Origin of the sequence: Curtobacterium sp. Leaf154 (assembly GCF_001424595.1) — a bacterium.
GTDB classification, from domain to species: domain Bacteria; phylum Actinomycetota; class Actinomycetes; order Actinomycetales; family Microbacteriaceae; genus Curtobacterium; species Curtobacterium poinsettiae.
In genome coordinates this window covers 178190-190439 of the sequence record NZ_LMOS01000005.1, presented here as the reverse complement: position 1 = coordinate 190439, position 12250 = coordinate 178190, and the positions used below count along the sequence as shown (strand labels likewise).

General features: G+C 70.5%; 10 protein-coding genes. 6 read left to right on the top strand and 4 right to left on the bottom strand.

The window, feature by feature from the left end; all coding sequences use genetic code 11:
• Positions 1–5: 5 nt before the first annotated feature.
• Positions 6–1625 (bottom strand): ABC transporter substrate-binding protein, encoded by a 1620-nt coding sequence (locus ASF75_RS11080; RefSeq protein WP_056071368.1) that lies wholly within the window; start codon positions 1623–1625, stop codon positions 6–8.
• A gap of 32 nt (positions 1626–1657) precedes the next feature.
• Here ASF75_RS11080 and ASF75_RS11075 point away from each other — a divergent pair, with 32 nt between their 5' ends.
• The gene (locus ASF75_RS11075) at positions 1658–2257 is read left to right on the top strand and encodes a TetR family transcriptional regulator (protein WP_017885989.1); all 600 of its coding nucleotides are present in this window, start codon (positions 1658–1660) and stop codon (positions 2255–2257) included.
• A gap of 375 nt (positions 2258–2632) precedes the next feature.
• On the opposite strand, the gene ASF75_RS11070 is transcribed toward ASF75_RS11075, so the two are convergent.
• Entirely contained in the window at positions 2633–3655 is a 1023-nt protein-coding gene (locus ASF75_RS11070; RefSeq protein WP_017885988.1) for a cation diffusion facilitator family transporter, read from the bottom strand.
• A 244-nt stretch (positions 3656–3899) separates the two neighbouring features.
• Here ASF75_RS11070 and ileS point away from each other — a divergent pair, with 244 nt between their 5' ends.
• Genes ileS through ASF75_RS11045 form a run of 5 tightly spaced genes read left to right on the top strand, consistent with a single transcriptional unit; the run spans position 3900 to position 10438 of the window.
• Positions 3900–7157, top strand: a complete 3258-nt coding sequence (gene ileS, locus ASF75_RS11065; RefSeq protein WP_056071365.1) for an isoleucine--tRNA ligase — start codon at positions 3900–3902, stop codon at positions 7155–7157.
• Positions 7154–8707 carry a bifunctional folylpolyglutamate synthase/dihydrofolate synthase gene (locus ASF75_RS11060; RefSeq protein WP_200942691.1) on the top strand — a complete coding sequence of 518 codons (1554 nt, stop codon included), beginning with the start codon at positions 7154–7156 and terminating at the stop codon, positions 8705–8707. The genes ileS and ASF75_RS11060 overlap by 4 nt, the downstream gene beginning before the upstream one ends.
• Complete coding sequence (locus ASF75_RS11055; protein WP_017885985.1) at positions 8704–9120, top strand: DUF4233 domain-containing protein; 417 nt, start codon at positions 8704–8706, stop codon at positions 9118–9120. The genes ASF75_RS11060 and ASF75_RS11055 overlap by 4 nt, the downstream gene beginning before the upstream one ends.
• A 35-nt stretch (positions 9121–9155) precedes the next feature.
• Entirely contained in the window at positions 9156–9575 is a 420-nt protein-coding gene (gene ndk, locus ASF75_RS11050; RefSeq protein ID WP_017885984.1) for a nucleoside-diphosphate kinase, read from the top strand.
• A 14-nt stretch (positions 9576–9589) separates the two neighbouring features.
• A complete protein-coding gene (locus ASF75_RS11045) occupies positions 9590–10438 on the top strand; it encodes a DsbA family protein (protein WP_056071362.1) in 849 nt (282 codons plus the stop codon).
• A 68-nt stretch (positions 10439–10506) separates the two neighbouring features.
• Here the strand turns inward: ASF75_RS11045 and ASF75_RS11040 are convergent, their stop codons facing one another.
• Positions 10507–11370 (bottom strand): DsbA family protein, encoded by an 864-nt coding sequence (locus ASF75_RS11040; protein WP_042538493.1) that lies wholly within the window; start codon positions 11368–11370, stop codon positions 10507–10509.
• Positions 11371–11401: 31 nt separating this feature from the next.
• A complete protein-coding gene (locus ASF75_RS11035; RefSeq protein ID WP_042538492.1) occupies positions 11402–12004 on the bottom strand; it encodes a vitamin K epoxide reductase family protein in 603 nt (200 codons plus the stop codon).
• Positions 12005–12250: the final 246 nt, after the last annotated feature.

Here is a 12250-nt window from a genome sequence, read left to right as displayed (position 1 = left end):
CCGTGTCAGCGGTCGATCCAGGCGGTGCCGAACCAGGGCGTCGAGACCGGGGTGGTCCGGATGCCGTGCACGGCCGAGCGCACCAGGAAGTGGTTCTGCTGGTCGTACAGGGGGAGCACGGTGTCGCTCGCCAGGATCGCCTTCTGCGCCTGCTCGTACAGGTCGGCGCGCTCGTCGGCGTCCGAGGTACGGGCGGCCTGCTCGAGCAGCCGGTCGAGCGCGGGGTCGTCGAGCTGGGCCAGGTTCGCGAAGTAGCCGGACGGTGCCGGTTCGATGCTCGCGCTGTCGTACAGGATCCGCAGGACGTCGGGGCCGACCTTCGTGTACGGGGCGCTCACGACGTCGTACTCGTTCGCGGCCAGGGCGGCGTACCAGCTGGACAGGTCGAGCTCGTCGAGCACGACCTTGAACCCGACGGCCTTCTCGGACGCCTGGATCTGCTGGAACAGGCTGCGCTCGGCCGGCACCGACTGGTTCGTCGAGACGGGGAACGTCACGGTGAGCTGCTGGCCGTCCTTCTCGCGGACGCCGTCCGAGCCGACCTTCCACCCGGCGTCGTCGAGCAGCTGCTTCGCCTTCGACGGCGAGTAGTCGAACCGGCTCTTGTCGGAGTACGCGAGCGGCTCAGCGCTCGAGAGCACCGAGTACGAGCGCTTCGCGGTGCCGAGGAACAGCGACTGCAGGCCCGGGTCGATCTCGGCGCCGGCGATGAAGGCCTGGCGGACTGCCTGGTCGCGGAACACGCCGTGCCCGGAGTTCAGTTCGAGCCGGTTCGAGGCGCCGGGGCGGGGGGCGTCGAGGTCGCGGATCGCGCCCTTCGCCGACGCGGCCTTGAGCTGGTCGGGCTGGGCGTTGTCGATCACGTCGACCTGGCCGGACTGCAGCGCGGCGTAGCGCGAGGTCGAGTCCGGCAGGAACCGCCACGTGATGCCCGACAGGCGCGGCTTCGTCTTGCCCCAGTAGTCGGTGTTCTTCGTCAGGGTGACGCGGTCGCCGTGCTTCCAGCCGGTGACCCGGAACGGGCCGGTGCCGACGGGGGACTCACAGTTCGTCGCCTGCTTCCGTTCGAGCGCCTTCGGGGACTCCATACCGACCCAGGGCTGCGAGAGGGACTCGAGCAGCGCACTGTCCGGCCGGCTCAGCGAGAGCGTCACGGTGTGGTCGTCGGTGGCGGTCGCCTTCGTGATGGACTGCAGCGCCAGGTACCCGGTGCTCGAGGCGGTGGCCGGGTCCTGCACGTGCTCGATGTTCGCCACGACGGCGGCGGCGTCGAACGGGGTGCCGTCGGTGAAGGTGACGTCGTCGCGCAGGGTGAGCGTCAGGGTCTTCCCGTCGTCACCCGTGGTCCACTTCGTCGCGAGTTCCGGCGTCGGCTTGCCGTCCTCGAGCCCGACGAGCTCCTCGATGTACTGCGTCGCCAGGAGCGCCTGCGGGTAGTTGCCGCCGACGTGCGGGTCGAGGCAGGTCGGTTCGGCGTCACCGGAGGCGTAGGTGAGCGTGCCGCCCGCGACCGGGGTGCTGCTCCCGGTGCTCGTGCCCGGTCCGCTGCAGGCAGCCAGGACGAGCAGGACCGCCGAGGCGCCCGCGACGGCGGTGAGGGTTTTCTGTACTGAGTCCAAGATCATGGCTGACCGAGTCTAACGGTTTACTGGGGCCCATGGACGAACCGATCCGCCGCGGTGGCCGCCCCCGACGCTCGAGCGCCGAGGTCCTCGCGGACGCCGCTGCCGAGCTGTTCCTCGAGCAGGGGTACGGGCGCACCACGGTCGACCAGATCGCCGCCCGCGCCGGGGTCAGCCGCGCGACGTTCTTCAACTACTTCCCGGCGAAGGCCGACGTGATGTGGCTCGAACTCGACGCCGCCGTCGCCGGGCTGCCCGGGTACCTCGCAGCGTCCACCGAGTCGAGTGCCGTACGGGCCGTCGAACAGGCGCTCCTCGACGCCGCTCGCGCCCACGACCCCGAGCGGGTGCCGTGGGCGGTCGCGCAGGCCGAGGTCATGGGCATCGGGCCCGAGCTGGTGGCCGGCGTCGCGGTCCGGGTGACGGCGCAGCACGAGGCCGTCGCCGCCTTCGTCGCGGGACGCACGGGGGAGCAGCCGCGAGCGCTCTGGCCGCAGACGGTGTCCGGTGCGATGCTCGGGGCCGCCGCTGCCGCGTTCGGGGTGTGGGTCACCGACGGGGTCGGGCGCCGAGCGCTCGTCGAGTACGTCGCGGCGGCGCTCACACCGGTGGTCGCGGGCCTCGACGCTCGCTGACACGCCGGTGTCTTCCGCCCCCGGACACGCCGTCGTCCTCGTACGACGCCGCCTCGTCGCCGAGACGCCGCCGATTCCGGCGGCGTCTCGAGCACATGGCGGCGTCTTACTGACACACCGGCGTCTTCCTCCCGCGTGTGGGGCGGTGCACGTGGCGGGAAGACGGACTGGAGGCCCGTGGCGGCCCGGCACCGCGCCTCCCGTCCGCCGCGCGGTCGCTCACGGAACACGCCGTCGTCTTTCTACGACGCCGCCTCACCGGCGAGACGCCGCCGAATCCGGCGGCGTCTCGAGCACATGGCGGCGCCTTGCCGACACACCGGCGTCTCGCGACCCGAGCCCTGCCGCCACGCCGCCCCGCGACCCGGCCCGCGCTCACTCCGTGCGCAGGGTCCCCGCGCCACCGGCCGCCACGTCCGACGCGGTGCCGTCCCGAACGACCTCGGGGACAGCGCCGTCGGTCGGCACCAGGGACTCATCGCCCGGGTAGCTCAGGGTGAGGACGGCCTCCTCGATGTACTGGCTGTCCTCGAGTGACTGCTCGACGTCGCGCAACCGCACCGCGACGTGCTCCTCGGTCTCGTTGCCCGTCAGGTCGACGGCCGCGACGAGGTACACCCGCGACGGCCCCACGAACTCCAGGTGCAGGTAGGTGACGCGCTCGACCTGCGACCGGCCCAGCAGCTCGACGAGCACCGCGTTCTCGAGCTCCGGCGACGTGCTCTCGCCGAGCAGGAACCGGCGGTTGCGGTCGATCAGGACGATCGCTACGACACCGAGCAGCACACCGATCGCGATGGAGCCGAGTGCGTCGAAGACCGCCAGCCCGGTGACCTGGTGCAGGAACACCCCGAGGAACGCCACGACCAGGCCGATCAGCGCCGCCGCGTCCTCGGCGAACACCGCACGGAGCGTCGGGTTCGACGACTGCAGCACGTGCCGCAGCACCGGGACCTTCCGCTTCGTCGCGGCACCGTGCGCCTGTCGGTACGCCTGCAGGAAGCTCGTGCCCTCGAGCACGAACGCGAGCCCGAGCACGACGTAGTTGAGCACGACGTCCTCGGCCGGCCCGGTCTCCCCGAACTCCGAGATGCCGTGGTAGATCGAGACGATCGCACCGGCCGTGAACAGGCCGAACGCGGCGAACATCGACCAGATGTACGTCTCGCGTCCGTACCCGAGCGGGTGCGCGGCGTCCCGCTTCTTGCCGCCCCGGCGTTCGGCGACGAGCAGGAACACCTCGTTGCCGGTGTCCGCCCACGAGTGCGCCGCCTCGGCCACCATCGACGCCGAACCCGACACGAGCGAGGCGATCGTCTTCGCGATCGCGACGAGCAGGTTCGCCCCGAACGCGATCAGGACGGTGACGAGTGACTCGGGGCGATCTTCTGCGGGCATCGCTCAAGCATGCTCCCGTCCGGTAAAGTCGTGTTCCACGAGCATCGATCCGGCCATCACCGGGGAGCTTCCGGAAGAACACGGGGCGCACCAGCGCCTCCGTCAGTAGAACCGGGCGGGTTCGGGACCGTCACCATCCCCGACACAGAGTGGTCGCACAGCGGACGTTGGGCGGCAAACGAGGTGGTACCGCGGAGCCTGGCTCCGTCCTCGTGGAGATCGAGCGAACCCACAAGGAGTCCCGGTGCCGTACCCGTTGAACGCCGATGCCGATGGCGTCGTCCCCTCGCCGAGCTTCCCCGCCGTCGAGCGGGGCATCCTCGCCTTCTGGAAGCGCGACGACACGTTCCAGGCGTCCATCGACGCGCGCCAGGGCTGCCCGGAGTGGACCTTCTACGACGGCCCGCCCTTCGCCAACGGCCTGCCGCACTACGGGCACCTGCTGACCGGGTACGCCAAGGACGTCTTCCCGCGCTACCAGACCATGCGCGGCAAGCAGGTGCACCGCCGCTTCGGCTGGGACACCCACGGCCTGCCCGCCGAGCTCGAGGCGATGCGCCAGCTCGGCATCACCGAGAAGCACGAGATCGACGCCATGGGCATCGACGTCTTCAACGCCGCCGCCAAGAAGTCGGTGCTGCAGTACACCGACGAGTGGCAGGAGTACGTCACCCGCCAGGCGCGCTGGGTCGACTTCGAGGACGACTACAAGACCCTCGACGTCACCTTCATGGAGAGCGTGCTCTGGGCGTGGAAGCAGCTCTGGGACAAGGGGCTGGCGTACGAGGGCTTCCGGGTCCTGCCGTACTGCTGGAACGACCAGACGCCGCTGTCCAACCACGAGCTGCGCATGGACGACGACGTCTACAAGATGCGCCAGGACCAGTCCGTCACCGTCTCGTTCCCGCTGCACGGCGACCGCGCTTCCGCGCTCGACCTGACCGGTGTGCGGGCGCTCGCCTGGACGACGACCCCCTGGACCCTCCCGACGAACGCCGCCCTGGCGGTCGGTCCGGAGATCGCGTACGCGGTCGTCCCGGCAGGGCCTGGAGGCGCGGCTGACGGTGCCGACGCCGGTTCCGTCTCCTACCTGCTCGCGTCCGACACCGTGGCCGCGCACGCGAAGGAGCTCGGCTACGCCTCGGGTGACGAGGCGCTCGCCGCCGTCGCGCGCACGCTGACGGGCGCCGAGCTCGACGGCGTCGAGTACGAGCGGCTGTTCGACCACCTGGCCGATGCCGAGGGCTACGAGAACGCGTGGCGCATCCTGGTCGCCGAGTACGTCGAGACCGGTGAGGGCACCGGCATCGTGCACCAGGCCCCGGCCTACGGTGCCGACGACCAGGAGGTCTGCGCCGCCGCCGGCATCCCGGTGGTGCTGTCCCTCGACGAGGGCGGCGTCTTCACGTCGCAGTTCGGCGAGGTCGCCGGCATGCTCTGGTCGGACGCGAACAAGCCGCTGACCAAGGCCGTCCGCGACGCCGGGCGACTGCTCCGCCAGGCATCCTACGAGCACAGCTACCCGCACTGCTGGCGGTGCCGGAAGCCCCTCATCTACAAGGCCGTCTCGTCGTGGTTCGTCCGCGTCACCGAGCTCCGCGACCGCATGGGCCAGCTCAACCAGGACATCAACTGGGTGCCGGACAACGTCAAGGACGGCCAGTTCGGCAAGTGGGTCGGCAACGCCATCGACTGGTCGGTCTCGCGCAACCGCTACTTCGGCACGCCGATCCCGGTGTGGCAGTCCGACGACCCCGAGTACCCGCGCACCGACGTGTACGGCTCGCTCGCCGACATCGAGCGCGACTTCGGTCGCCTGCCGGTGAACGCCGAGGGCGAAGTCGACCTGCACCGCCCGTTCATCGACGACCTGACGCGGCCGAACCCCGACGACCCCACGGGCACCTCGACGATGCGCCGGATCACCGACGTGTTCGACGTGTGGTTCGACTCCGGGTCGATGCCGTACGCCCAGGTGCACTACCCGTTCGAGAACCGTGAGTGGTTCGAGTCGCACAACCCGGCCGACTTCATCGTCGAGTACATCGGGCAGACGCGCGGCTGGTTCTACGTCATGCACGTGCTCTCCACTGCGCTGTTCGACCGACCCGCCTTCCAGAACGTCATCAGCCACGGCATCGTCCTCGGCTCGGACGGCCAGAAGATGTCGAAGTCGCTCCGGAACTACCCGGACGTCTCCGAGGTCTTCGACCGCGACGGCGCCGACGCCATGCGCTGGTTCCTGATGTCCTCGTCGGTGATCCGCGGCGGCAACCTCGTCGTCACCGAAGAGGGGATCCGGCAGGGCGTCCGCGAGTTCATGCTGCCGCTGTGGTCGACGTACTACTTCTTCACCCTGTACGCGAACGCCTCCGGGGAGTCGGGCTACCAGGCCACCCGGAGCACCGCGAGCACCGACGTGCTCGACCGGTACCTGCTCGCGAAGACCCGGGTGCTCGTCACCGACGTCACCGCGCACCTCGATGCGCTCGACACCCCGCTGGCGGCCCAGGCCGTCCGCGACTTCGCCGACGTGCTCACGAACTGGTACGTCCGTCGCTCGCGCGACAAGTTCTGGACCGGGGCCGACGCGGCCGCCGGCGCCGAGACCCGTGCGGCGTTCGACACGCTGTACACCGTCCTCGAGACCCTGACCCGGGTCGCCGCCCCGCTCGCGCCGCTCGTCACCGAGGAGATCTGGAAGGGCCTGACCGGCGGGCGCAGCGTCCACCTGACGGACTTCCCGGACCCCGACGAGTTCCCCGCCGACGACGCCCTGGTCGATGCGATGGACCGCGTGCGCGACGTCGCCTCGAAGGGCCTGGCGCTCCGCAAGGCCACGGGCAAGCGCGTCCGCCTGCCCCTCGCCACGCTGACCCTGGTGGTGCCGGACCCGGCTGCGGTCGAACCGTTCGCCGACATCCTGCGTGACGAGCTCAACGTCAAGCGCGTGGCGCTCGAGGCGCAGGCCGAGGAGTCCCTGGCGCAGTACGGCATCGAGCGGAAGCTCACCGTGAACGCCCGCGTCGCCGGCCCCCGCATCGGCAAGCAGGTGCAGCAGGTCATCCCGGCCGCCAAGAAGGGCGACTGGACCGCCACCGACTCCGGCGTGACCGTCGGCGGCATCGACCTGATCGAGGGCGAGTACTCGCTCGACCTCACCGTCGCCGACACCTCGGTGGCCGTGGCGTTCCTCGACGAGGGTGGCTTCGTGGTGCTCGACACCGTGACCACGCCCGAGCTCGAGGCCGAGGGGCTCGCCCGCGACGTCGTCCGCGCCGTCCAGCAGGCCCGCCGCGACGCCGACCTCGACGTCAGCGACCGCATCGCCCTGACCCTGCGGGTGGACGACACCGCCGACGGCGCGGTCCGCGCGCACCAGGAGCTCATCGCCGGTGAGACCCTGGCGACGAGCGTCGAGATCGTGCCCCTCGGGGCGAGTGACACCACCACCGACGTCGGTGACGGTGCGAAGGTTTCCGTGGAGGTGGCACGCGCATGAGCGACGACGACCAGTACGACGACCACGAGGCGAACGAGGAGTTCGTCGGACACGACGAGTTCGACGGCCGCGACGAAGACGGCATCCGGATCCCGGTCGGCCCGGCCGGTGACGGCCCTGCCGACGCCGTGCCCTACGGGGATGACGACGACGAGGTCCGCCGTGTCGAGGCCGCCCTGTACGCCCGGATCGGTGAACAGGCCCCCGAGCGACGGCTGACCGCGACGCGGCGTGCCGTCGAGCTGCTCGGCGACCCGCACCTGGCGTACCCGGTGATCCACGTGACCGGGACGAACGGCAAGACGTCCACCAGCCGCACCATCGAGAGCATCGTCCGTGCCCACGGTCTGCGCACCGGCCTGACGACGAGCCCGCACCTGGTGTCCATCCGGGAGCGCATCGTGATCGACGGCCAGCCGATCGCAGCGGACCGGTTCACCTCGAACTGGGACGACATCGCCCCGGTGCTCGAGATCACCGACCGGGAGCTCGCCGACAAGGGCGAACTCCCGCTGACCTTCTTCGAGGCGCTCACCGTGCTCGCCCTGGCGTGCTTCGCCGAGGCGCCGGTGGACGTCGCCGTGATCGAGGTCGGCATGGGCGGCGAGTGGGACGCCACCAACGTCGTGCAGAGCCAGGTGTCGGTGTTCACGCCGATCGCCATCGACCACGCGAAGCAGCTCGGCGCCACCGTCGCCGAGATCGCCCGCACGAAGTCGGGCATCGTCAAGCCGTCGTCCGCCGTGGTGTCGAGCCGGCAGGTCCCCGAGGCCCTCGCCGAACTCGAGCGCGCCGCCGAGCTCACCGAGTCCACCCTGGCCGTCGAGGGCACGGGCCCCTTCGCGCCGGTCACTGACCGTCGCGGAGCGGCGGGCAGTCCGAGCTTGCAGGGAGGGTTCCGCGTCGTCGACGTCACCCCGGCCGTGGGCGGACAGCTCATCACCGTGCAGGGCATCGCCGGTCGCTACGACGACCTGTTCCTGCCGCTGTTCGGCCGGCACCAGGCCGAGAACGCCGCCGTGGCGATCGCGGCGGTCGAGTCGTTCCTCGGCCGTGGGGCCCAGGCCCTCGACGAGGACGTCCTGTCCGAGGGCATCGCCGGCACGACCAGCCCCGGTCGACTGCAGCCGATCGCCACGGACCCGACCGTCGTCGTCGACGCCGCGCACAACCCGCACGGTGCGAAGGCCCTGGCCGAGGCACTGCCGGTCGCGTTCCCGTCGGAGCACGTCGTCGGCGTCGTCGGGATCCTCGGCGACAAGGACGCCCGCGGGTTCGTCCGGGCGCTCAAGGACACCGTCGCCACCTTCGTGGTCACGCAGCCGCCGGGGGAGCGTGCGCTCGACGCCGATGCCTTCGCCAAGGTGGTCGTGGACGAGATCGGCGCGGACCGCGTCGTCGTCGAGCCGTCCCTGGCGTCCGCCCTGCAGCAGGCACGCGACCTGGCCGACGAGGCGGACGCCGAGGACGCCCTCGTGCTCGTCGCGGGCTCCATCGTGATGGTGGGCGCGGTCATGGACCTCGTGCACCGCGAAGGCGAGACGAAGTGACGGACGCACCAGGGGCCTCCCGGCCGGGCCGCGCACCGCGCACCCGGAAGCCGCGCCGCGAACGCGGAGCGCAGGAGAGCCTGCTCTCGATCACGCTCGTGCTCGAGGCGATCATGTTCTTCTTCCCCATGCTCGTCGTGTTCGGCAAGGGCACGCTGCCGCCCGCAGCGGCCTTCGGCGGCGGCGTCGGCGCGATCATCGTCCTCGCAGCTGCCTCACGTCTGACGGGCAAGCGGGCCGGTGTATGGTTCGGGTGGCTGCTGCAGGCGGCCATCCTCGCCACCGGGTTCATCGAACCGTTCATGTTCGCGGTCGCCGTGGTGTTCCTGGCGCTGTGGGTCTTCTGCTTCGTCAAGGGCGGTCAGCTGGACCGTCAGAACGCCGCGCGCCGAGCGGCCATGGGCGAGGACTGACCACCACATTCGACCCCGAACACAGGGAGTACTGCGTGTCCGACTTCGAAGAGACCCTCGTCCTCGTCAAGCCCGACGGTGTGGCCCGCCAGCTCACCGGTGAGATCCTCCGCCGGATCGAGGCGAAGGGCTACGAGCTCGTCGACCTGAAGATGCTCACGGCGCCGCGCGACCTGCTCGACGCACACTACGAGGAGCACCAGGGCAAGCCGTTCTTCGAGCCGCTCGTCGAGTTCATGCAGTCTGGTCCGGTCGTCGCCGTGCGCGTCGCCGGCAACGGTGCGATCGCGGGCTTCCGCTCGCTCGCCGGCACCACCGACCCCACGTCGGCTGCGCCCGGCACCATCCGTGGTGACCTGGGCCGTGACTGGGGCCTCAAGGTGCAGCAGAACCTGGTCCACGGTTCGGACAGCCCCGAGTCGGCCGCGCGCGAGCTCGCGCTCTGGTTCGCCTGAGCGGCGGGGACGACATGACGAACAACGACCGACCCACCAAGAACGAGCGGCGTCAGCACGCGCGCGAGGTCGCACGCCAGCGTGCCGACGCCGAGAAGCGCCGCAAGCGCCGCAACAAGTGGTTCCTGCAGGGCGGCATCGGCCTGGGAATCGTGGCGATCGCCGCGATCATCACCATCGTCGTGGTGAACGTGAACAACGCACCGGTGCTGTCCGCCGCCGGGCCGAAGAACATGGCCACCGGCGCCATCCAGTTCACCGGCAAGGACGGCAAGGTCACCCCCGTGACCACGCCGGCCGTGGCCGCGACGGGTTCGGCATCGCCGGCCCCCACGGCGAACAGTGACGGTGCCGTCGCGGTCACCGAGTACGTCGACTGGGCCTGCCCCGTCTGCAAGCAGTTCGAGGGCGCCTACGCCGACCAGATCCTCGACAAGGTGAAATCGGGCGACGCGACGCTGGCGATCCAGCCGGTGTCGATCCTCGACCGCAGCTACCCGGGTTCCCGGTACGCCAGCCGTGCTGCGAACGCCGCCATGTGCGTGGCGAACTACGACCCGGACAAGTTCCTCGACGTGCAGACGCAGTTCTTCGACAACCAGCCGGCCGAGGGCACGAAGGGCCTGACCAACTCCGAGATCGCGAAGCTCATCAAGGCGGGCGGCGCGACGGGTTCGGACCTGTCCCAGTGCCTGTCGACCGAGCGGTTCAAGGGCTGGGTGACGAAGTCGACGCAGGCCGTCACCTCGAACGAGGCACTCGCGGGTCCGCAGGGGTTCGGCACGCCGACGGTCGTGGTCGACGGCAAGCGCCTCGACGACCTGAGCACGGTCATCACCGCGATCGACGCCGCGGCGAAGTAACACCTCGGCACGACGAACGGCCCCCGCTCCCGATGGGAAGCGGGGGCCGTTCCACGTTGCTCCTCGGGCTAGGACGCGCGGTCGTGCCGCCGGACGAACGACGCGAACGCCTCGGGGTCAGCGAGGGACGTCGAGCCGTCCGGGTCGTACTGCTCGCCGTCGACGAGGATCGTGGGCGTGCTCGTGATCCCGTCGAGCGTCGAGTTCGGCACCGGGTCCTGCACCGCCCGGTTCGTGGCGTCGGCGACCCACCCGGCGAAGCGCTGCCCGGTGATGCACGAGGCGACCTCGGGGGCCCTCGCCCCGGCTCCGCGGGCGAGGGACGCCAACTCGTCGTTGGTCAGCCCGCGGGTGTTCTCGGACGGCTGGTGCCCGGAGAGCGACGCGTTGTAGGCCAGGAACGCGTCCGGGTCGTGGTCGGCGACGCAGGCAGCAGCCGCCGCAGAGCGGGTGGAGTACCGCGAGCCGAGCGACAGCCGGTCGAGCAGCCCGAGCGGGTGCAGCTCGAGGGTGGCGGTCCCGTCCTCGACCCACTGCCGGATCTGGGGCATCTGGGCCGTCTCGAACTGGTTGCAGTACGGGCACATGTAGTCCGCGTAGACCACGATGGCGGTCTTCGAGCCGTCCTGGTCGGTCGGTGTCGGCGTCCCGCCGGCGGGGACCGCGCGCGTCTCGACGGGCACGATCCTGCCGTGCACACCGGTCAGCAGGACACCGTCGCTCGCCGCGTTGCGTGGGCCGGGACCCGCGGGCTGCACCGATCCCGCCACCAGGACGACGACCACCGCGACGACCGCGAGCCCACCGATGACGGCTCCGCTGATGCCCAGCGTGCGGAGGCGACGGCGGCGCGACTGCTCCTTCGCCCGTGTCGCCCGCGCGCGTTCCCGTACGGCGTCCCGACGCGCCCTGCTGGTCTCCTGCTCGCTCATCGATCCCGAGCGTAGGGGCAGTCCGGACGGCTCAGAAGACGGTCAGGACCGCCGGGAACATGATGATGATCGTGACGATGATGACCAGGTAGTTGGCCAGCGGGAACGTCCAGCAGAAGGGCAGGAGCGTGCGCCCGACGCGCTGTGCTCCGGCGCCGAAGCGTCCCTGCGCCATGTTCCAGATCGTGAAGACCCAGAACATCGGGATCGTCATCGACCAGACGAGCATGCACCACGGGCACAGGGCGCCGATGACGAAGACGGTCTGCGTGAACAGCCAGGTCACGAACACCCACGCCAGGAACACGCCGGCGTTGAACGCGATCCAGAACCAGCGCGAGCCGTTCCGGAACCCGGCCAGCATCAGCACCGCGACGGCGATCGGGGCGACGAACCCCATGACGCCGAGCAGCGGGTTCGGGAACCCGAACAGGTGGCCCTGCCAGCTGGCCATCACGTCGGAGCAGTTGATGAACGGATTGACGTCACAGCTCAGGACGGCCTTGGGGTTCTCGTACTTCGCGAACTCGTCGAGGACGAGCCGGAACGCTGCGTACAGGCCGACGAGCCCGGTGACGAGCAGGAAGACCGCCATCGCGATCGGACGACGGGGGGCAGGTGCAGACGCGGTCACGCGGTCATCATCGCACGCGGGTTCCGGTGCTTTCCGGGTGTGGCATGCGATAATGCCTGGAGGTCGTGCGGCCAACCGCACACCGAAGAGAGCTTTCCGAGCGACGCCCCACCGGGCAGACCTCGGACGATCAGGTGCGGTGAGAGCGCACTGTGGTCGGGCAGCGTCACTCCGACGACGAGCCGACCCGGGCCGGGTGCCCGGACCGGAACGGGCGCGGACGCAACGAGAAGTTGACGCGGACCG